The 20,349-nt window shown below is 65.0% G+C and carries 16 protein-coding genes; 4 read left to right on the top strand and 12 right to left on the bottom strand.

Annotated elements, in window-relative coordinates:
- Positions 1 to 16: 16 nt before the first annotated feature.
- From mfnA to C481_RS14785, 5 genes are all read right to left on the bottom strand, one after another.
- Complete coding sequence (mfnA, locus tag C481_RS14805; RefSeq protein ID WP_006110079.1) at positions 17 to 1,228, bottom strand: tyrosine decarboxylase MfnA; 1,212 nt, start codon at positions 1,226 to 1,228, stop codon at positions 17 to 19.
- A 72-nt stretch (positions 1,229 to 1,300) separates the two neighbouring features.
- Complete coding sequence (ppsA, locus tag C481_RS14800; protein ID WP_006110077.1) at positions 1,301 to 3,655, bottom strand: phosphoenolpyruvate synthase; 2,355 nt, start codon at positions 3,653 to 3,655, stop codon at positions 1,301 to 1,303.
- Between the two features lie 132 nt (positions 3,656 to 3,787).
- Positions 3,788 to 4,717: a PhzF family phenazine biosynthesis protein gene (locus tag C481_RS14795; protein ID WP_006110075.1), complete on the bottom strand. Its 930-nt coding sequence runs from the start codon at positions 4,715 to 4,717 to the stop codon at positions 3,788 to 3,790.
- A 66-nt stretch (positions 4,718 to 4,783) separates the two neighbouring features.
- On the bottom strand, positions 4,784 to 6,229 hold the full coding sequence (gene thiC, locus C481_RS14790; RefSeq protein WP_049904684.1) for a phosphomethylpyrimidine synthase ThiC: 1,446 nt from the start codon (positions 6,227 to 6,229) through the stop codon (positions 4,784 to 4,786).
- A gap of 119 nt (positions 6,230 to 6,348) precedes the next feature.
- The gene (locus tag C481_RS14785) at positions 6,349 to 7,716 is read right to left on the bottom strand and encodes a chymotrypsin family serine protease (protein WP_006110072.1); all 1,368 of its coding nucleotides are present in this window, start codon (positions 7,714 to 7,716) and stop codon (positions 6,349 to 6,351) included.
- Between the two features lie 135 nt (positions 7,717 to 7,851).
- Here C481_RS14785 and C481_RS14780 point away from each other — a divergent pair, with 135 nt between their 5' ends.
- A complete protein-coding gene (locus C481_RS14780) occupies positions 7,852 to 8,553 on the top strand; it encodes a phosphoribosyltransferase (RefSeq protein ID WP_006110070.1) in 702 nt (233 codons plus the stop codon).
- A gap of 101 nt (positions 8,554 to 8,654) precedes the next feature.
- Here C481_RS14780 and C481_RS14775 read toward each other — a convergent pair whose 3' ends face one another.
- The 4 genes from C481_RS14775 to C481_RS14760 form a co-directional block, all read right to left on the bottom strand.
- Entirely contained in the window at positions 8,655 to 8,933 is a 279-nt protein-coding gene (locus C481_RS14775) for a hypothetical protein (RefSeq protein ID WP_006110069.1), read from the bottom strand.
- Positions 8,934 to 8,958: 25 nt separating this feature from the next.
- Positions 8,959 to 9,921 carry a hypothetical protein gene (locus C481_RS14770; RefSeq protein WP_006110068.1) on the bottom strand — a complete coding sequence of 321 codons (963 nt, stop codon included), beginning with the start codon at positions 9,919 to 9,921 and terminating at the stop codon, positions 8,959 to 8,961.
- A gap of 85 nt (positions 9,922 to 10,006) precedes the next feature.
- A complete protein-coding gene (locus C481_RS14765) occupies positions 10,007 to 10,648 on the bottom strand; it encodes an ArsR/SmtB family transcription factor (RefSeq protein WP_006110067.1) in 642 nt (213 codons plus the stop codon).
- A 161-nt stretch (positions 10,649 to 10,809) separates the two neighbouring features.
- Entirely contained in the window at positions 10,810 to 12,369 is a 1,560-nt protein-coding gene (locus C481_RS14760; RefSeq protein ID WP_241434691.1) for an MATE family efflux transporter, read from the bottom strand.
- Between the two features lie 136 nt (positions 12,370 to 12,505).
- Here C481_RS14760 and mtnP point away from each other — a divergent pair, with 136 nt between their 5' ends.
- On the top strand, positions 12,506 to 13,366 hold the full coding sequence (gene mtnP / locus C481_RS14755; RefSeq protein ID WP_006110065.1) for an S-methyl-5'-thioadenosine phosphorylase: 861 nt from the start codon (positions 12,506 to 12,508) through the stop codon (positions 13,364 to 13,366).
- Between the two features lie 96 nt (positions 13,367 to 13,462).
- Positions 13,463 to 14,095 carry a DUF7344 domain-containing protein gene (locus tag C481_RS14750; protein ID WP_152422191.1) on the top strand — a complete coding sequence of 211 codons (633 nt, stop codon included), beginning with the start codon at positions 13,463 to 13,465 and terminating at the stop codon, positions 14,093 to 14,095.
- A 198-nt stretch (positions 14,096 to 14,293) separates the two neighbouring features.
- On the opposite strand, the gene C481_RS14745 is transcribed toward C481_RS14750, so the two are convergent.
- From C481_RS14745 to C481_RS14735, 3 genes are all read right to left on the bottom strand, one after another.
- Positions 14,294 to 15,454 carry a segregation and condensation protein A gene (locus C481_RS14745; protein ID WP_006110063.1) on the bottom strand — a complete coding sequence of 387 codons (1,161 nt, stop codon included), beginning with the start codon at positions 15,452 to 15,454 and terminating at the stop codon, positions 14,294 to 14,296.
- Entirely contained in the window at positions 15,447 to 19,016 is a 3,570-nt protein-coding gene (smc, locus tag C481_RS14740) for a chromosome segregation protein SMC (RefSeq protein WP_006110061.1), read from the bottom strand. Before smc ends, C481_RS14745 begins: the two co-directional genes overlap by 8 nt.
- 108 nt (positions 19,017 to 19,124) lie before the next feature.
- Entirely contained in the window at positions 19,125 to 19,454 is a 330-nt protein-coding gene (locus tag C481_RS14735; protein ID WP_006110059.1) for a DUF7518 family protein, read from the bottom strand.
- Positions 19,455 to 19,755: 301 nt separating this feature from the next.
- On the opposite strand from C481_RS14735, the gene C481_RS14730 reads away from it, so the two are divergent.
- Positions 19,756 to 20,349, top strand: a 594-nt coding sequence (locus C481_RS14730; protein ID WP_006110058.1) for an AMP-binding protein, incomplete at its 3' end; no start/stop codon positions are given.

Genomic DNA, 20,349 nt, shown 5'->3' with positions numbered 1-20,349 from the left:
GCTCTCGTCACGACGGTCAGTCGCTACTCGAGTCGCCGGCACTGCCCGGTGTCGGTCCGTTCTGGCATGTCCGTGACTGGTCCGTCTCGGAGCCCCCGCTGAGGTTCGTCGAGTTCAGGTTTGTCCCCGCCGGTCCGAGGCTGGTTTCGGTTCCGGTTCCGACTGTCCCTGGGTGGCTTCCGAGCTCGTCGAGATCGGCGACGAACGCCTCGAGCATCTCGCGGGTCACGTGTGGCATGCAGACGATGCGGAGTTCGCCGGTGCCGGTTCGGGAGATTCGCCAGCCTGCGTCGCGAAGCGCTTCGAAGGTCGCGGCGGGAACGTCGGCAGCGACGAGCGGGAGTTCGGGAGTGACGGCGTCGTAGCCCCGCGCCGTCAACGCGCCGGCGAGCCACTCGGCGTTGGCCTGCGAGCGGGTACACTGCTCGCGGTAACCGGCGGGCCAGAGTTCGTCCATCGCGGCGACGGCGCTCGCGACGCCGGCTCCGGACCGCGTTCCAGTGAGCGTCGCCTGCGAGGTCGATTCGAGGTAGGGCGTGTCGACGGCGAGTTCGTCGAGCAGGGACTGTTTCCGGACGAGCAGGCCGCCGGCGGGAACCGCGGCCTGGCCCATCTTGTGGGGGTCGATCGCCATGGTGTCGACGGGGGCGTGGTCGAAGTTCCAGTCGTGGTCGGTAAACGGCAGGACGAAGCCGCCCCAGGCGGCGTCGACGTGGAGCATGGCGTCGACGGAGCGGGCGAGGTCGCCGAGTTCGGGAATCGGATCGACGCGGCCGTACTCGGTGGTGCCGGCGACGCCGACGAGCAGGGCGGTGTCGTCGTCGACGCAGGCGCGGACGGCGTCGAGGTCGGCCCGGTGGTCGTCGTCGGTGGGGACGAGTTGGAGGTCGACCCCGAGCAGGGTGGCCGCCTTCTGAAAGCTAAAGTGGCCCGATTCTGGCATGACGACGGTGGGTGTCGCCGTCTCGGCGCGTTCGCGGGCGATTCGGACGGCCTGGATGTTCGCTTCGGTCCCGCCGCTCGTGACGTACCCGGCTGGATCCGCGAGACCGGCGATCTCGCCCAGTCGCTCGATAGCCTCGTCTTCGAGTGACGAAATCGCGGGATACGTCCCGGGATCGCCGGGGTTCGTCGCGAGAAATCGTTCGGCCGCCTCGCGTGCGACCGGGTGGGGCTCCGTACACATTGACGAGAGCACCCGGTCGAACGCTTGGGGCTCGATTTGCATATCACGTACGTCGGCTGTCGGCGGTTTAGTAGTTGCGTTGTCGGATTTCGAACCCGTTCCGGGCTCGGACGGTTATCGGACCGAATCCAGCAACAACTTCTGCTCGACGCGTTTGACCTCGTGTTGGACGTCGCGGACGGCGTCGATGTTCGCCGAGACCGAGTTGATGCCCTCGTTGACGAGGAACTGCACCATGTCGGGCTTGGAGCCGGCCTGCCCGCAGATGCTCGTATCGACATCGCGTTCGCGACACGTCTCGATCACGTCGCCGATCAGGCGCAGGACCGAGGGGTGGAGTTCATCGAAGCGATCGGCGACGTGTTCGTTGTTGCGGTCGACCGCGAGCGTGTACTGGGTGAGATCGTTGGTGCCGAAGGAGGCGAAATCGATGCCCGCGTCGGCCATCTCTTCGACCGCCAGCGCGGAGGCCGGCGTCTCGATCATCACGCCCCACTTGCGCTTCTCGGGATCGATGCCGGCCTCGGTCATGAGCCGCTTGGCCCGATAGACGTCCTCGGCGTCGTTAACCAGCGGGAACATGATCTCGACGTTGTCGTAGCCCATCTCGTAGAGCCGACGGAACGCCTCGAGTTCGTGAGCGAACACGTCGGGGCGATCGAGCGAGCGCCGGATACCCCGGTAGCCGAGCATCGGATTGTGTTCCTCGGGTTCGTCCGCGCCGCCCTCGAGCTGGCGGAACTCGTCGGTCGGCGCGTCGAGGGTTCGCACGCGAACCGGCCGCGGATAGAACTCGTCGGCGACGCCGCGGATGCCCTCGACGAGTTCAGTGATGTAGTCGTCCTCGCCGCGTTCCTCGATGAACTTCGCGGGCGTCTGGTTCAGCGAGAGGATCATGTGCTCCATGCGCAGGAGGCCGACGCCGTCGGCGCCGGTTGCGGCGGCGCGTTCGGCGGCCTCGGGGATGGAGACGTTGACCTTCACCTCGGTCGCGGTCATCGGTTTGACCGGTGATTGTGGCCGGACTTCCTCGACGGGTTCGGTCTCCTCTTCGGGTTCGACTTCCTGGCCTTCGAGAATCGCGCCCTTGTCTCCGTCGAGCGTGACGACCTGGCCATCCTCGAGGACGGTCGTGGCGTTGGTCGTGCCGACGACGGCGGGAACGCCGAGTTCGCGCGAGACGATGGCGGCGTGGCTGGTCATGCCGCCCTCGTCGGTGACGATTCCCGCGGCGCGTTTCATCGCGGGGACCATGTCGGGCATGGTCATCTCGGTGACGATGATGTCGCCGTCGCTGACCTTGTCCAGGTCGTCGAGTTTCGTGACGATGCGAGCGGCTCCGCTGACCGTGCCGGGGCTCGATCCGAGGCCGTCGACGATGACGTCGCCGGTACCAGCGTCCGCGGCCGAGTCGTCAGCGTTGCTACTGCCGGCCGCCTGCACGCCGCCGCTGCCGTCGGTGAGGCCCTGTGCCGCGTCGGCGCCGCCGGCACCCGAGCCCGTGGCGGCGTCGGCCGCGCTCTCGCCGTCGTCGATCGTCGTGATCGGGCGCGACTGGAGCATGTAGACCTCACCGTCGGCGATCGCCCACTCGACGTCCTGCGGATCGTCGTAGTGGTCCTCGACGCGTTCGCCGAGGTCGACGAGGGTATCGATCTCCGCATCGTCGATGACGCGGGCGTTCCGTTTGTTCTGGGGAACCTCCCGCTCGACGGTTTCGCCGGTTGCCTCGTCTTTTTCGTGCATCACCTTCTTCTCGGCGACGGTGTATTCGACCGAGCGATCGTCGCGGCTGACGATGTAGTTGTCCGGAGAGACGGCCCCGGAAACGACGGCCTCGCCGAGCCCCCAGGCGGCCTCGATGATCATCGTCGGATCGCCGGTCGAGGGGTGGCTGGTGAACATCACGCCGGACTTCTCGGCGTCGACCATCTGCTGGACGACGACCGCGATGTTGACCGCGGAGTGGTCAAAGCCCTGCTCCTGGCGGTAGTAGATCGCCCGTTGCGTAAAGAGGGAGGCCCAACACTCCCGAACTCGTTCGAGCAGCGCCTCCTCGGTGACGTTGAGGAACGTCTCCTGCTGACCCGCGAAGGAGGCGTCCGGAAGGTCTTCGGCCGTCGCGGAGGAGCGAACGGCGACGAAGGCGTCCCCGTCGCCGACCTCGGAATAGGACTCGAGGATCTCCTCGCGCAGGTCGTCGGGGAACGGCGTCTCGAGGATGAGTTCCTGCGCGCGGTCGGCGGCGTCCGCGAGCGCGGCCGAGTCCTCGACGTCGACATCGACCGCCGCGAACAGTTCCTCGTCGATGCCGGCCGCTTCGATGAACGACCGGTAGGTCCCGGCGGTGACGACGAAGCCCGGCGGTACGGGGAGCCCGGCTCCGGTAAGCTCGCCCAGAGAGGCGCCTTTGCCGCCGACCTTCTCGAGATCGCCGGCGCTGATTTCGTCCAGCCAGAGTACAGCCATCTGTAGTTGTGTGGACAGGGGACCCGATAAAGAAGGTTGCGAACGATCCGCACGATTAGCTACTCAGAACCGAATGAACCCTTCCGCAGGGCGGCGAATTTCGCCGCGGTTTTCGCCAAAGAAGCGGACGGTTCAGGCCTCGAGAATCTCGTCTTCGTCGTCCTCGGGAACGGCGATCGATCCGTCGAGTACCGGTACACCACGACCGCCAACCCGGACCGTCGATCCGTCGAGTTCAGCGCGGACGTATCCGGGGCGGTCGACGTAGTGACCTTGCTCGAGGCGGAGTTCCGCGGGCAGGTCGTCGTCGAACGCGCCGAAGCGATCGAGGTAGGCGGTGACAGCGCCGCTGGCCGTGCCGGTAACCGGGTCTTCGGGGACGCCGGCCCCGGGCGCGAACATCCGTCCGTGCAGCGTCGAGTCGGCGTCGAGCGCGTCGAAGGTGAAGAGGTAGATTCCGGCCGCGTCGAACTCGTCGGTGAGGGCTTCGAGCGCGCCCATATCGGGCGTCGCGTTGCCGAGGTCCGAGAGGTACGTGATCGGGACGATCAGGAAGGGCAGGCCGGTCGAGGAGACGGCCAGCGGGATGTCGTCTCGCGCACCTTCGAGCGCGGCCTGTTCGACGCCGAGGACGTCGGCGACGCGGTCGTATCCGGCGTCGACCTCGCGGATCTGGGGCGTATCCTGGGTCATCCAGACCGTCCCGTCGGCGTCGATGTCGATGTCGAGCACGCCGACGTTGGTTTCGAGCGTCGTCGTGCCGGACTCGAGGCCCTCGTCGTGGAGGTGAGCGAAACTGCCGATCGTGGCGTGCCCGCAGAGGTCGACCTCCTGGGTCGGCGTGAAGTACTGTACGCGGTAGTCGGCCTCGTCGCTTTCCTGCAGGAAGGCCGTTTCGCTGAGGGCCATCTCGTCCGCGATGGCCTGCATCTGGGCCGTCGAGAGGTCGCCGGCATCCGGCACGACGCCGGCGGGGTTGCCGGCCAGCGGTTCGTCGGTGAAGGCGTCGACCTGCAGGACGCGAGTCGTCCGCGCGCTCCTGGCGGGAGAATCGGTGGGCATACCCGGAGATATGCTCACGGAGTCTTCGGTCTTTTGACTCGTCGTGTCGATGCGGTCCGCTCCCCGTCAGTCGCTCTCCGACGGCTCGGTCTTCGAATGCGGCGCACTCGAATCGAGTTCAGTCGCCGACGCCTCGCTGCCGGCGTGGGTCCCGACCGGCGGCAGGTTGACCTCGGCCGCCGGGGACGCGTCGAGATCGGTCTCGGTCTCGAGGGCATCCATCTCCCCGTCTGCGCGCGCATCTTGATCGATGCGCATCGAGCAGAACTCGACGCCGCACATCGAGCAAAAGCGCGCCTCCTTGTAGTTGTCCCCCGGAAGCGTCTGATCGTGGTAGTCGCGCGCGCGGTCGGGATCGAGCGCGAGGCGGAACTGCTCGCGCCAGTCGAACTCGTACCGGGCCGTCGAGAGCGCGTCGTCCCAGTCGCGAGCACCCGCCCGACCGGTGCCGATATCGCCCGCGTGGGCGGCGATCCGGTACGCCGCCAGTCCCTCGCGAACGTCCTCCTCCTCGGGCAGCCCGAGGTGTTCTTTCGGCGTCACGTAACAGAGCATCGCCGCCCCGGCCTGGGCCGCCATCGCCGCGCCGATCGAACTCGTGATGTGGTCGTAGCCGGGGGCGATGTCGGTCACCAGCGGCCCGAGGACGTAGAAGGGTGCGCCGTCGCAGACCTCCTGCTGGCGCTCGACGTTCTCGGCGACCTTGTGCATCGGAATGTGGCCCGGGCCTTCGACCATCACCTGCACGTCGTATTCCCAGGCGCGTCGGGTCAGGTCGCCGAGCGTGTCGAGTTCAGCGTACTGGGCCTCGTCGCAGGCGTCGGCGATACTGCCGGGACGGAGGCTGTCCCCGAGGCTGAACGTCACGTCGTGTTCGGCGAAAATCTCGCAGATGTCGCCGTAGACCTGAAAGAGCGGGTTCTGCTCGCCGTGTTCTTCCATCCACTTCGCCATGATCGACCCGCCGCGGGAGACGATCCCGGTCGTGCGGCCGTCCGTCAGCGGCAGGTGCTCCGCCAGGATCCCGGCGTGGATCGTCATGTAGTCGACGCCCTGTTTCGCCTGCTTTTCGATGACGTCGAGCAGCAGCTCCGTCGTGATGTCTTCGGGGCTTCCGGCCCGCTTGACGGCCTCGTACAGCGGCACCGTCCCGATCGGGACCGGCGAGTGCTCGATCTGCATCTCCCGAATCTCGTCCAGACCGGTGCCCGTACTGAGGTCCATCACGGTATCCGCACCGTAGTGAACCGCCGTGTGAAGCTTCTCGAGTTCGGTGTCGCGATCGCTCGTCGTCTCGCTGTTGCCGATGTTGGCGTTGACCTTCGTGGCGAACTCGCGGCCGATCGTCATCGGGTCGAGCGCGTCGTGGTGTCGGTTGGCCGGGATCACGGCCTGTCCGTCGGCAACCTGCTGGCGGACGAACTCGGGGTCGCGGTTCTCGCGGTCGGCGACGCGTTCCATCTCGTCGGTAATCGTTCCCTTGCGGGCGGCTGCTAGCTGGGTGGATGGCATCGATAACTAGGTTGTACTATCGAGTTATAAATAGCTGTCCTCTCACCCGTCCGGTCGACAGAGAGTATCTCTGGTAGATATGCGTGATGAGTGGCGCGTCGGAACGCAAACGAGACGGCCTACTGGTCGAGCGAGCCGACCGGACCGCCCCGAACGCGAAGCGACAGGGAGTCGTCGGTCTCGTCGGGTATCGAAACCGTGATCGTCGCCGTTGCCGTCTCCGTTTCGTTCTCCTCGCGCTCCGTTTCTGGAACCGTCACTGTCGTTCGTTCTCCATCGATCGCGAGCCAGTAGGTACCCGGCGCGGCGGCGATCGTGGCAGTCACGTCGACGGAGTCACCCGACCGGATTTCGCCGCCGAACGCGAGGGAGTCGAGCGTCGGTGACGGCGTCTCGACCGCCAGATCCACGTCGATGGTGTGGTCCATCGTCGTCGTGTAGACCGGCACGGACGCCGTCGGCTCCGGGGTGGTGCCGTCTTCGGATTCCTCGTCCGGTTCGGCGGTCAGCACCTCGACGCCGAGTTCAGTTTCGACGGCCGCGATCCGATTGCAGATCGTCTGTTGGCTCGAGCCGGCAAAGAGCAGGCCGACGAGCGCGCCGTCGTCGAGGAAGACCGGCGAGCCGCTGTCGCCGGGTTCCGACAGGGGGCCGGCGACGAGTTGCTCGCGGAATAACACGGGCTCCTGATCGCCGACGTCCACGCGAACGCTCGCGCTCGTGGCCGCGAGTTCGGCGCTCGTGACGCCCGACGTGCGCCCCGTTTTCGTCACCGTTTCGCCCCGGAGAGCGGCGTAGTCGTCCCGGTAGACGCCGGTCGGCCACGACTCGTCGAGTTCGTAGTACGTCGCCGTCTCCCGTGCGGGATCGACCGAGCGGGCGGCGACGTCGACGCGCCCGTCGTCCGCGATCGGGACGTAGCCGACGAGTTCGCCGACCGCGTCGGCGTCGGCGGTGCCGCCGTCCTGTGGCGAGGGTTGGAGGATCAACTCGCCGAATTCGGCTGCGTTCGAGCGGGCGTAGGTGTGGTTGTTCGCCAACCGGACGAGATCGCCTGCGGCCGCGTCCTCGCGCCAGCGCGCGGCCGACGCCTCCGGGTCGTCGACGCGGGCCGGATACGGGCCGGCGGTGGCGGCCGTCGAGTTAGCGTTGATTTCGCTGACCCCGCCGGGAACGGGCCGGTGGCGGTCCTGCCGACCGGGCGCGGCTTCGGGGACCGCTTCGATCGGTCCCGCATCCGTCCCGGTGTTCGCATCCAGCGCGTCGAACCCTTCGCGCGTCTCGCCGTAGCCCGCGTCGACGACCGTCACGTCCACGTCGTCCCCGGCATCGGCCAGGCGGGTTTCCACGTCGTCCGCGGCGTCGAGCGCCGATTTCGGCCGCTTCTGCGAGACGAACACCGTGAGTTGCTCCGCGTCCTCGTCGTAGTCGACGCCGATCACGTTCTCGCACTCGAGTAAGAACTCGTAGTCTGGTGTCGAGGGCATCGGTCACGTACTCGTTCGTGACACCGTTAGTTATAGCTGAATATTATTACAAGATCGGCGAAGACGGACAAACGCGGCGTCTTTCAGCCCACTTATAATGGTCGCCCCATTCTGTCCCGAGTAGGTGGCCACCAGATGTCCGATCTACCGGACGATTTCGACTGTACGATTACGAACTGGGAGTACATTTACAGCCTCTGTCGCGACGTCAGCGACGACGTTCGCCGCGACGAGTTCGAACCGGATGTCATCGTCGCCCTCGCACGCGGTGGCTGGTTCGCGGGACGGTGTCTGTGTGACTTCCTCGGCCTGAACGATCTGACGAGTCTGAAGATGGAACACTACGTCGGGACGGCGGAGAAGTCGGGCGAGCCGACCGTTCGGTATCCGATGCCGGAAGGAAGCGTCGAAGGCAAAGACGTGTTGATCATCGACGACATCGCCGACACCGGCGGCTCGATCAAACGCGCGCACGAGTACGTCGAGGACCGAAACGCCGGCGAGGTCCGCACCGCGACCCTGCAACTGCTCGGCACGAGCGAGTTCGAGCCGGACTACGTCGGCGAACAACTCGAGACCTGGACCTGGGTCGTCTACCCCTGGAACTTCATCGAGGACATGATCGACCTGCTCTCGAGCGCGATGGAACAGGCCGACCAGGAGACGTTCTCGCAGGAGGAACTGCGCCACTATCTCACCGAGTTCCACGGGATCGAACGGATCGAGATGGAGATCGCCCAGCCGAACCGGCTCACGGAAGTCCTCTCGGAGATGGAACGCCGAGAGTTACTCGAAATGCGCGACCACGGAGAGTGGGCGCTTTGCGGCGATTCGTAGGGATTCGCCGACCGACTCGCCGTCTCCGATTGCAGTCACCAGCCCGGTGAACCACGCTCTCGTTATCCGTACTACGGTCGACTGACGGACACGAACTCGAGTCAACGGACGGACGAGACGCGTCGCTCGTACCCGGGCGCGTGCTCGTGTCCGAGAAGCACGCAGCTCCCGTGTACCGCGAGCAACGCGACCAGCGCGAAGAACGGATCGAGCGGTACAGCCGTCGGAGCTACCGGCAACAGCAGCGTAGACAGCACCGGCAGGTACGCGGCCGGCAGCACGACCGCGATCCAAAACGCAATCGCACGCACACCGGCGACGGCAGTTTCCTGCAGCCGCTTCCCACCGGACCGATCCGTTGGTGCGACGGGAGCCGACATCGATTACCACCTCCCCCGGGCCACGCTACTCGCTGAACTCGTCATCAGGGCACGCCACTTGCGTCGATATCGTCGCGAGTTCAAGCGTTCCCGCCGCGTCGAGTTCGGCCTGCGTCGTCGAGGCGTTACAATCGAAGGACGTCGCGCCGATGCGTTCGTGGTCGGTCGCGTCCGTTTCGAGGACGGTCACGTCGAGATCGTACTCGCCGCTCTCCGCGAGTTCGATCTCGGCGGTCGCACCCGGTTCGAGCGCGTACACGCCGTCGAAGGTCGGATCGGACGACTCGTCGAGCAGAATGTGCGTCGTCCAGGTCTGCGCCGTCGGGTTGTGAACGACGATTCCGTGTCGGGCGTCGGCTGATTCCTGTTCGGAAGCACCCGGCACGGCGCCGACGGTCGTCGAGTTCGTCTCGTCGCGTTCGACGGTCGCCGTCACGACTCCCCGGCAGGCCATGAGCGTGGAGACGACGGACGACTCGAGCGTGCCGTCGTCCCGCACGGCGACGGTCGCCGTCGTCGCGTTACAGTCGAACTGATCGCGGCCGACGGTGACCGTTTCTTCCTGCTCGGCGTCCGGGAGGGTCGCGCGAACGGTGTACTCGTCGAGGTCCGTCAGCGAGACGTGAACCGCCGCGTCCGCGCCGAGTTCGAACGCTTCCTCGAGAACGGTCGTTTCGTTTCGCTCGATGGCGAGCGCGGGCGTGTGCGTCTCGCTCGCTCGGTTCGTGAGGGCGACCTGCACCGGCTTCCGAAGGCCGCCGTCCGCGAGCGTCTCGTCACCGATGAGCCGATCCGCGGTCGCCCCGCTCTCGACGGCGGTGGGCGCGGACTCCGCCTGCGTCGCCAGCGATCGGCCGTCGCTTTCGGGTCCTGATTCCGAGTCCGACTCCGAGCCCGGATCGGCCGTCGCGTCCGTTTCGGAGAGACAGCCGGCTGCCGCGGTCGTCAGTCCGATACCGATGGATGCCAGAACGGTTCGTCGTTCCATACAGTCCCGTTCGGTGGTAGGTCCTTCCCACTATCCCAAACTCAAAACCGTCTTTGAGTCCCGTTCGTCGCCCGGACCCCTCCGGTCACTCGCCGCCGGCGGCACGTCGCCGCGTCGCCGGTCGATACCGCGTCCAGTACCAGTAGCCCGCCCAACAACCGATCGCGAACAGTCCGGCCCCGAGCACGAACCCGCCGGGCCCGGTTGCGAACTCGAGAAGCGACTCGCGAAGCGTCGGCTCGGGTGGCTGTGCGGTACTGAGAAGCCTCGGCTGTGCCGGTTGCGGCTCGTTCCACCGCGTGTGAACGAGCGCGCTCACGAGACCCACGAACACGCTCGCACCGAGCACTCGCTGCAGCGCACTCGAAAGCGACGGCGTCGTCTGCTCGGCCCCGGTATACAGAACCAGCGGACCGTTCGCCGGCGCGTAGACGTCCATCTCCCGTCCCTGGCTCGAGTACCACGTCCCGGCAACGACGATCAGATCCGCTTCGACGAGGCGCTCGAGATGATAGCTGACGTTCTGCACCGAGGCGTCCATGCGATCGGCGATATCCGACGCTGTCCGCGGCTCCTCGTAGAGCATCGCGAGAATCGTCCGCGCCGTCGTCGACGAGACGGATGACAGTATCTGCTCGGCTTCCGTCTCGGTGAACTCGACGAGTTTCGGCTCGGTTTCGCGGTCGTCCAGTGCCGACGATCGTTTCAGCGGAAAGAGAGAGCTCATCGTACCTACAGTTCCGTTTTCGCCGGGGTGCTATATTCGTGCGTGAAACTCAAAGATCCCTTTGAGTTTGTGAACGCCACGCAGTGCGACGATTTCGACCGGTGAAACGACCCGGTTCGCCAGCGATGGAAACCGGTACCAGCGACGGTCGGTACCTGCAACTATTCCGCGATCGATTCCGAATCTGGCGTGGGATCGGGTTCCGATTCCGATTCCGCTCTCGTCCCCGTTTCCGATTCCGTCCGCGTTTCCGCTTCGCGGTCCGGGCCGAGCGTCCCCGCCTCGTCTGCAGTCGCCGACGCGGCGTCCGTGGAGTCGGTTTCGCTCGTCTCGTCGACGATTGACTCCGTCCAGGTCCCGCGGGTAAACCACGCGGTCGCCGCGATCGCGCCGACGATGTCGCCGATGACGACGCCCGCCCAGATGCCCGTCGGCCCCCAGTCGAGGACGAAGGCGAGGACGTAGGTGACGGGGACGCGGACGATCCACAGGCCGAGGACGGCGAACGCGAGTGCGGTCTTCGTGTTCCCTGCACCGCGGAACGCGCCCTGAACCACCTGCATGACGCCCATGAAGACGAACGCGACCGCGGAGAACCGCAGGTAGGTCACACCGTAGTCGATCGTCGCCGCCCGTCCTTCCGCCTCCGCCGTCAGGAACACCGAGACGAACGGTTCCGGCAGCAAGAACGCGAGCACGCCCGCCACGAACATGATCGATCCGATCACCCCCGCAGCGATCCAGACGGCCCGCTTTGCGCGATCTGTCATCCCTGCACCCAGGTTCTGGCCGACGATCGAGTCCGTCGCCTGTCCCATACCGAGCGCCGGCAGGAACGCGAGCGATACCAGTCGGTTCCCGAGCCCGTAGGCGGTGACGACTTCGGACGGAAACGTGACGACGATCGCCATCATCGCAACCAGTGCAAGCGCCGTCATTGACTGCTCGAGCGCCGTCGGAACGCCCAGTCGCGTAATCTTGCGGATGTACTCGAGCCGCGGCCGAATATGCGACGCCTTGATCGCCGGTCCGGTGTTCGTGTAGTACAGCAGGTAAAACCCGATGGCCGTCGCGATGGCGCGCGAGATGACCGTCGCGACGGCCGCTCCCTGAACCTCGAGCCGCGGGAGCGGGCCGACGCCGAAGATAAGCAGCGGGTCGATCGCGACGTTGATGACGACGCTGATGAACATTACCCGCATCGGCGCGCGCGTGTTGCCGTAGCCGCGCATGAGTGCGACGAAGACGAAGAATCCGAACACGGACGGCAACCCGAGGAAGAACACCTCCAGGTACTCCGCGGCGAGCGGGATGATCGCCGCCTCGGTGTCGGGATCGGACGGTAACGCGGTGAGCATTGGATCGGTCAGTAGATACCCGAGAATACCGAGTCCGACCGCGACGAGCGAAATAAACGACAGCGTTTGCCCGGCGATGATCCCGTCCTCGTCGCTGTCAGCCCCCGTGTGCTGGGCGATCAGGATCGCTCCGGCGGTCGTAAACCCGCTTCCGACCGCAATCAGCAAGAAGAGCAACGGAAACGCGAGGCTCACCGCACCGACGGCGTCGGGCGAGAGCGCCCCGAGCCACAGCGTGTCGCCGACGTTGTAGGCGACCTGCAACAGTTGAATAACGACGAGCGGCCAGGCCAACCTGAACATCGGTCGGACGAGTTCACCTTCGGTAAGGGAGTTCTCGTCCGCCGTCGCGCCAGCGGACATATCCGCACAGTGTCGGGCGGCGTACTTGACCACTCGGGAGATGTGGTACCGTATTGCACTCGACGGTGAGCGGTCCGGGCGTGTGCGTAACCGAGAATCCGGACCGTTTACGGTGTTCCTCCGACGATGCTCGGTCATGACGATCGGAGTTATCGGCGGCAGCGGCATCTACGAGGCGCTCCCGCTCGAAGATACACGTACGGAAACCGTCACCACGCCCTACGGCGACCCCAGCGACGACGTGACGCTGGGCGAACTCGCCGGCAAGGAGGTAGCGTTCCTGCCCCGCCACGGCGAGGACCATCAGCACACGCCGACCGACGCGCAGTACCGGGCGAACATTTACGCCCTCAAATCGGTCGGCGTCGACCGCGTCATTTCGACGAACGCGGTCGGCAGCCTCCGCGAGGATCTGCCGCCTCAGACGCTCGTCGTTCCGGATCAGATATTCGATCGGACGAAACACCGCTCGCCGACGTTCTTCGGCGACGGCATCGTCGTCCACATGGGCTTTGCCGAACCGTACTGTCCCGAGATGGTCGATCACCTCGCCGATGCGGCCGCAGCGGTGACCGACGCGGAGACGAAGACGGAGCGGGGCGGCACCTACGTCTGCATCGAGGGTCCGCAGTACTCCACGCGAGCGGAGAGCGAGTTCTATCGCTCGCAGGGGTGGGACGTCGTCGGCATGACGACGATTCCGGAGGCCAAACTCGCCCGCGAGGCCGAACTGAGCTACGCGACGGTCGCGGGGATAACCGACTACGACGTCTGGAAGCAGGACAACGAGGTGACGCTCGACGAAGTCCTCGAGAACGCCGCGGCAAATCAGGACTCGATCAACGCCGTGATCGAACGCGCGATTCGAACGATGCCCGAGGACTTCGAAAGCGACGCCTGGAGTGCGCTCGAGGGGACGATCAACACGCCGACGGAGGCAATTCCCGACGAGACGCGCGAACGCGTGGATTTACTGGCCGGTGAGTACCTCGACTAATACATCACTTACACGACAAATATGTGTGCATGACTATCACCCGAGCCAAATATAATTGGCACACTGACTATCACCACTGAGGACATAGCATGAGATATGAACCCCGATTCCGAGTGCCACCCTCGCCCGACAGACGGTTCGGCCGGTCAATCGCATGCCAGTCTCACAGCCACTCCGCCCGCCCGAGACCGCTCGCTGTCGCTTGAGACCCCGCTTTCCCCTCGAAAGCGCGACGCGCTGCAATTCCTCCTCGAGGCTGGCTGCCCCGTCACGATCCGTGCCGTAACGGACCACGTGGCAGCCGCGGAACACGAAACCACTACAACGGCCCTCTCCGCCGACCAGCGGCAACCGGTCTACGTCGCCCTCTATCAGTCGCTGCTCCCTGAACTCGACGACGCAGACATCGTCGAGTACGACAAAGCTCGCGGAACCGTTCGCTTGACGGCCGACCGCACGGCTGTCGAGTCCGCCCTCGAGTTCGCGGAGAGCGAGCCCGAGCCAACGGGCGCGAGTACGAACGAGCAGACGGGGACTGCAACTGCAACCGCGACCGAGAAACCGTCGGTGAACGCAGACGGTGAGTCGTCGAGTATCGTCGCCGAGGGAACCGTGAGTCTGTTCGGAATCGCGTCGCTGGGATTGCTCGCGTCGCCCGCTCTTACGGCAAGCAGCACCGTCATTGCGACGGTCGCGCTGGCACTGGCTGTCGTGAGTCACCTCGCTTGAACTGGGTTCGAGACTGGGATCGGCACCGGCACTTCCGTACCGTTCACACGATGTCGTGTTGCACTCGTTTTTCGCTGCCTCGTGGTTACGACGGGCTTTTCGGGACGGTATATCGTTATCTGTGGCATCAGACGGCCGCTCGAATCGAAGAGTTCCGTGATCCCTCATCTCGCAACCCCGCGATCACGCGATCACTCATCACTCGGCGACTGCGTCGTTCGCCGGAACCGTCGTCGCATCCTGGATCCAGAGATCCCCGAAGAGTTCGTCCTGGTCGAGTGTCAGGCGGCCGCGGTGGGCGAGAAAGAGCAGCGCGAGGTACGTCATCACGCGCGAGCCGCCCGTTTCTGCGATCTCCGCGTACAGGACTTCGCCGCGCCCGCGTTCGTAGCGCGCGGCGAGTTCGGCCTCGACGTCGTCGATGACGGTTTCGATGTCCTCCTCGTGGGTGGTGTGGGTCACGTCGTCGCTGGTCGGCTCGTCGTCCACCCGGAAGTCATCGCCCGAGTGGTAGCTCAGTTCCTGGACGCCGCGGTCGTAGCCGTGCGGCGAGTCGCTCGTGTCGTAGCTGCGGGATTCCTTCCACCAGGTCCCCCGTTCTGCACTGCGGAGTTCGCGGACCAACTCGTCTAGCGTCTCGGGCTTCCCGCGGACGTGCTTGCGTTCGAGTCGGCGGTCCATCTCGGCTTCGAGACTGTCGACGGGATCGAATCCGGCCCCGGGCGCGTCGCCGGCAGGGTCGGATGCACCGCCGCCCATTCCCCCCTCGTCGGCGAACGGGGCCTCCCACGGCGGGAGTTCGTCCTCCTCGGGTTCATCCGTCGCGAAGAGTTCGTCGCTCTTCATCCGGAGCAGCACGCTCGCGTAGAACAGCGCCCGCCCCGAGGTCCGCAGGTCGGCGTCGTCCAACGCCTCGAGAAACTTGTCCGTGACCCGGACCACGTCGATATCCCAGGGGTCGATGTCGCCGTTTTCGGCGAGTTGGACGAGGAGTTCGACGGGTTCAACTTCGTCGTCTTCGTCACCGGTGCCGGCGTCAGTATCGCTCTCGTCTCCGGCGGCCGCCCGCGAACGAGCGTCGTCGGGTTCGGTGAACTCGAGTACCGTGCCCCCCTCGCCTTGCGTATCGTCTGCTGCTCCGGGTCGTTCTCGGTCGTCGTGGCCGACGATCTGGAGGGGGATGTCGTCCTCGTTATCCGGTCCGGCCTCTCGCTCGATATCCGTCTCGTCCGGCGGCGGTTCCCGTGCCGGCGAGGGCTCTTCGGCCCCGTCGCTGTCTCGCGAGTCGTTTCGCTCGCCGCTCGCATCCGTCGAGGACTTCCGGGTCGCCGTCGGTTCCTCGGAGCCCTCGCTAGTCATCAGCCGGAACCCCCTCGCTCAAGTCGATCCCCGTCACCGCGCTGACGTTGTCGTCTTGCATCGTCACGCCGATCGCCCGCTGGGAGCGGTCGAGCATCGCCGAGCGGTGTGAGACGACGACGAACTGGGCCTTTTCGGCGAGTTCTTCGACCATCTCGCCGATCCGCTCGGCGTTGACGGCGTCGAGGAAGGCGTCGACCTCGTCGAGCGCGTAGAACGGGGCCGGGTTGTGTCGCTGGATCGCGAAGATGAAGGCCAGCGCCGTCAGGGATTTTTCTCCGCCGGACATCGCGTCCAGGCGCTGGATCGGCTTGTCGCCGGGCTGGGCCTTCATCGTCAGCCCGCCGTCGAACGGATCGTCCTCGTTCTCGAGGTGCAATGTGCCGGTCCCTTCCGAGAGCTGTTCGAAAATCTCCGTAAACTGGCCGGAAATCGCGTCGTAGGCGCCCATAAACGTCTGTTTTTTCTGGGTTTCGTACTGTTCGATTCGGTCTCGAATGCCCTCCGCCTCTTCGACGAGCGTCGCTTTCCCGTCTTCGAGTTCGTCGAGATCGGCGCGGACCTCGTCGTACTCGTCGATCGCGAGCATGTTGACGGGCTCCATCGCCGCCATATCGCCTTGGAGGTGGTCGATCATTTCGAGGACGGTCTCGTGGTCGGGGACGTCTTCGGGGTCGTAGTCGCCGACCTCGGCTTCGAGACTCTCGATCTCCCATTCGAGGTCGCCGACGCGCTCGCGTTTGTCTTCGAGTTTGCTCTCGACGGCGTTGACGCGGTCCTGTTGTTGGTCGCGCTTCGTCCGGGCCCCCGAAAGATCCTCTTTGAGGTCGCTGCGGTCGTCTTTCAACTCGGCGAGTTCAGCCTCGAGTTCCTCGACGGCCTCGTGTTTTGCCTCCAGGGTTTCGCGTTTCTCGGCGATGGTTTCCTCGCAGTCTGCGATGCGCTCTTCGTGTTCGGCCGTGCGGTTCTGGGCGGTCTCGATGTCGTCGTGGAGATCTTCGATGGCGTCTTCGGCGTACTCTTTCTCGAGTTCGAGTTCGTTGAGCGTGCCGTCGAGGTCGTCGATCCGGTCCTCGCGGTCGTCGATTTCGCTCTCGAGGCCTTCGATCTGGGCGGTGAGTTCCGGGATCTTCGAGTCTGCGAGTTCGGCTTCGAGGTCGTCGATATCGGCCTCGATGGCCTCGATGTCGGCCGTCTGCTCGTCGATCTCGCCGGCGATCTCGTTCATCCGCTCGTCGACGGATTCGCGCTCTTCGCGGAGGTCGTCGAGTTCGGCCTCGAGCGTTTCGATTTCGTTCTCGATGGACTCGCGGGTGGAATCGAGGGAGTCGAGTTCGCTTTCGATCGAGCGGACCTCGTCTGCGGCGTCGGTCTTGCGGTCGCGGGCGTCGTCGAGGCGGTCCTCGACGCCCCGGAGGTCCTCTCGGAGGGACTCGCGTTCCTCTTGCAGGTCCGTGATCTGTTTGGCGACGCGCTCGAGTTGGCCTTCGCCACCGCCGGTGAAGGAGTAGCGCGAGCCCTTCCGGGAGCCGCCTGTCATCGCGCCGCTTTTCTCGACCAAGTCGCCGTCGAGGGTGACCATCCGGTAGTCGCCCATGTACGAGCGGGCGGTCTCGATGTCCTCGACGACGAGGGTGTCGCCGAGGACGTACGAGAAGACGCCGGCGAACTGGTCGTCGAAGTCGACGAGGTTGTACGCGAAGTCGACGACGCCGGGATCGCTCGGGGCGTTCGGAAGTCGGCGCTGGCTCATGTCGGTCAGCGGCAGGAAGGTCGCCCGACCCGCATTGCGCGATTTCAGGTGTTCGATACACTGCTGGCCGACCACGTCGTCGTTGACGACCACGTTTGCGAGTCGGCCGCCCGCCGCCGTCTCGCAGGCCACGGCGAACTCGCCGGAAACGTTCCCCAATTGCGCCACCGCGCCGTGGACGCCGTTGATCCCCGAGTTCAGGATCGTGGTCACCGCGCGGCCGAACGAAGAGTCGCCGCTCTCGCCGGCGTTGGCTTCGAGTTCGGCGTACTCCTGTTGTTTGGCCTGTAGTTCGTCGTCGGCGTCGTCGATGTCGGCCTGAATACGGCGCTTCTCGTCCTTGAGATCGTCGACGACTTCCGCGATGTTCGCACGATTTTTCGTCGCCTTCTCGAGTTCGCGTTCGAGGTCGCTGCGCCGGTTTTCGAGTTCGGGGAGTTCCTCGCGGCGCTCCTCGATCGTCGTCTCCTTCTCGCTGATCGCGTTCGACCGGCGGCGAGCTTCGTCGAGGAGTCGATCCTGCTCGCGCTGGAGGTCGTTGCGCTCGGTCTTGGCGTCTTCGAGGTCGTCCTTTCGCGCCGCGAGATCGGCTTTGAGTTCGTCGAACTCGGTGTCGACGGCGTCGATTTCGGCTTCGAGTTCGTCGCGTTCGGTCTCGCGTTCCTGGATTTCGGTCTTGAGCGAGGCCTTTTCGAGTTTGTGCTCGCGCATCTCCTCGTCGAGTTCCTCGATCGTCTCCTGCTTGCGGTCGATCTGGACGAAGGCTTCGCGCCGCTTCGATTCGGCCGCCTCGATTTGCTCCTCGCTAGCTTCGATTTTGTCCTCGAGCCGCGAGATGTCGCCTTTGATCTCCTCGATTTCGCTTTTAATCTGGAGCTGTTCGTCCTCGCCCTTGCGCTCGATTTCGGCGTTTAAGTCCTCGAGGTCCTCCTGGAGGCGGACGACTTTCCCCTGGCGCTCGTCGAGTTCGCGCTGGAGGTCCTCGAGATCGGATTCGAGGTCGTCGACGGCCGCCGCAGCCGTCTCGAGTTCGGCGCGCTTTTCCTCGAGTTCGCTGGCCTTCTTGTAGCCCTCGTACTCCTCTTTCTCGCGGCGGAGTCGTCGGTAGCGCATGGCTTGCCGGCGCTCGTCAGCGAGCTGGTCGAGGCGGTCGCGTTTCTCCTCGATGCGGAGTTCGGCCTCGTCGATGCGTTCTTCGACGATATCGAGTTCCTCGAAGGCGTCTTCCTTCTTCGCGTCGAACTCGGCGACGCCAGCGATTTCGTCGATGATCTCCCGACGGGCGTGGGGGGTCATGTTGATGATTTCAGTCACGTCGCCCTGCATGACGACGTTGTACCCCTCCGGCGTGACGCCGGCCTGGGCGAGCAGGTCCTGGATGTCCGAGAGGTTGACCGCCCGGTCGTTCAGGTAGTAGTAGGAGTAGTAGTTGTCCTCGGTTTCCTTGACGCGGCGACGGATGCGGATTTCGTCGACATCGCCGACGTCCTCGCTGCCCGCGGCGTTGACGACCTGCGACCGATCGAGCGTCGCGTCCGAGTTGTCGAGGATAACTTCGACGATGGCCTCGCGAGGGCCGCCGGAGTCAGCGCCGTCTTCGTGGCCGGGGTTGTAGATGAGATCGGTGAGTTTCTCCGCGCGGATACCGCGGGTCCGTGCGAGTCCGAGTGCGAAGAGAACGGCGTCGATGATGTTCGACTTTCCCGAGCCGTTCGGCCCCGTGACGACGGTGAAATCCTCGTAGAACGGAATTTTCGTCTTTCGACCGAAGCTCTTGAACTTGTCCAGAACGACTGCCTTGATGTACATTCTCTTCTCGAGCCCTCCGTGCCGTCGGGGATCGCACTCGGGGCGTCGTGGCGGACACCGGCCTGCGACGAGCCAGTCCGGTCCCCCCGAATGCGAACCGCCGTGCAGTTATGCGACAATAATGTCGTCGCTACCTGAGTCTTCCGCTTCGTCGCCGGATTGGGCCTCGCTTTCCGTATCCGCATCGGCCGTCGCCTCTTCGACTTCCTCCGGAGCGGCTTCCGGCGTTTCCTCGAGTTCGGTGGCACTGGCGCTGGCACCGGTACCGGTTTCGTTCTGGCGGCGCTCCGGAACGCGAGTCGGCGTCTCCGTATCGAGTTCGGCTTCGAGAACGCGGATGCGTTCTTTGGCTTCGATGAGTTCGTCGGTCAAGCCCTCTACGGTCGATTCGAGTTCTGCGACCGTCGATTCGAGCTGCTCGACGCGGTTATTCGACATACGTTCTAGGGCTGTTGCCTGCCACATAAACGTACGTCAGACACACCTACCCGTTTTGGTACATACTGCCGCCGGCTATAGGAACACCTGAAACGGGGGACACACTGCTCGTACAGCCCTCGTGCGATCGGGCGTGCACCGACTTGCAGCGGCTACTATCGGTCCCGTACTCGCCTTCGCACAGATCTGTCGGCAGATGGAGCTTGGACGCCAGGAGACGCCACTACTGTCCGCGAGCCAGCGCGATACGACCTGTTGTTTGATAGGGGGCTGACGCCAACCTGTGCGTGTCATCATCACCATGACCGCGAACACCAGCCTCGACGACGTTGACGAGATCGTCCACGAACCCAGCCAGGCGTTCGTCGACTCGACGAACGTCGCCGAGTTCATGCAAACCCACGGAATCGAGGACTACGAGGCGTTGATCGAACGGACGACAACTGAACTCGAGGGCGTCGAGGCGTCGGGCGTCGACTGGTTCTGGGACGAGATCGTCGACTACCTGGATATCGAGTTCTACGAGGAGTACGAGACGGTCCGAGATGACGGCGAGGGGCCGCAGTTCACCGACTGGTATCCCGGCGGCGAACTGAACGTGGCGCACAACGTCGTCGACCGCCACGCCGCCGTCGACGAGGAGCGCCGCAACAAGGTTGCGACCATCTGGGAGGGCGAGGACGGCGAGGTTCGCGAAATCACGTACCACGAACTCCACCGGCAGTCGAACCAGGTGGCGAACGCGCTCGAAGCGCGGGGTATCGAGACGGGTGAGACGGTCGGGCTCTACATGCCGATGGTGCCGGAGGTCGTCTCGATCCTGTACGGCTGTTTCAAGGTCGGCGCGATCGCGGTGCCCATGTTCTCGGGCTGTCTCTTATACACATCTCTGAGC

It is taken from the genome of Natrialba asiatica DSM 12278 (assembly GCF_000337555.1).
GTDB classification, from domain to species: domain Archaea; phylum Halobacteriota; class Halobacteria; order Halobacteriales; family Natrialbaceae; genus Natrialba; species Natrialba asiatica.
The sequence above is the reverse complement of the archived record's forward strand: the minus strand, read 5'-3'. Positions and strand labels throughout refer to the sequence as shown.

Excerpts from the sequence above, each read along its gene's own strand:
- mfnA (WP_006110079.1), bottom strand. The coding sequence starts at position 1,228 with ATGCAAATCGAGCCCCAAGCGTTCGACCGGGTGCTCTCGTCAATGTGT.
- ppsA (WP_006110077.1), bottom strand. The coding sequence starts at position 3,655 with ATGGCTGTACTCTGGCTGGACGAAATCAGCGCCGGCGATCTCGAGAAG.
- C481_RS14795 (WP_006110075.1), bottom strand. The coding sequence starts at position 4,717 with ATGCCCACCGATTCTCCCGCCAGGAGCGCGCGGACGACTCGCGTCCTG.
- thiC (WP_049904684.1), bottom strand. The coding sequence starts at position 6,229 with ATGCCATCCACCCAGCTAGCAGCCGCCCGCAAGGGAACGATTACCGAC.
- C481_RS14785 (WP_006110072.1), bottom strand. The coding sequence starts at position 7,716 with ATGCCCTCGACACCAGACTACGAGTTCTTACTCGAGTGCGAGAACGTG.
- C481_RS14780 (WP_006110070.1), top strand. The coding sequence starts at position 7,852 with ATGTCCGATCTACCGGACGATTTCGACTGTACGATTACGAACTGGGAG.
- C481_RS14775 (WP_006110069.1), bottom strand. The coding sequence starts at position 8,933 with ATGTCGGCTCCCGTCGCACCAACGGATCGGTCCGGTGGGAAGCGGCTG.
- C481_RS14770 (WP_006110068.1), bottom strand. The coding sequence starts at position 9,921 with ATGGAACGACGAACCGTTCTGGCATCCATCGGTATCGGACTGACGACC.
- C481_RS14765 (WP_006110067.1), bottom strand. The coding sequence starts at position 10,648 with ATGAGCTCTCTCTTTCCGCTGAAACGATCGTCGGCACTGGACGACCGC.
- C481_RS14760 (WP_241434691.1), bottom strand. The coding sequence starts at position 12,369 with ATGTCCGCTGGCGCGACGGCGGACGAGAACTCCCTTACCGAAGGTGAA.
- mtnP (WP_006110065.1), top strand. The coding sequence starts at position 12,506 with ATGACGATCGGAGTTATCGGCGGCAGCGGCATCTACGAGGCGCTCCCG.
- C481_RS14750 (WP_152422191.1), top strand. The coding sequence starts at position 13,463 with ATGAACCCCGATTCCGAGTGCCACCCTCGCCCGACAGACGGTTCGGCC.
- C481_RS14745 (WP_006110063.1), bottom strand. The coding sequence starts at position 15,454 with ATGACTAGCGAGGGCTCCGAGGAACCGACGGCGACCCGGAAGTCCTCG.
- smc (WP_006110061.1), bottom strand. The coding sequence starts at position 19,016 with ATGTACATCAAGGCAGTCGTTCTGGACAAGTTCAAGAGCTTCGGTCGA.
- C481_RS14735 (WP_006110059.1), bottom strand. The coding sequence starts at position 19,454 with ATGTCGAATAACCGCGTCGAGCAGCTCGAATCGACGGTCGCAGAACTC.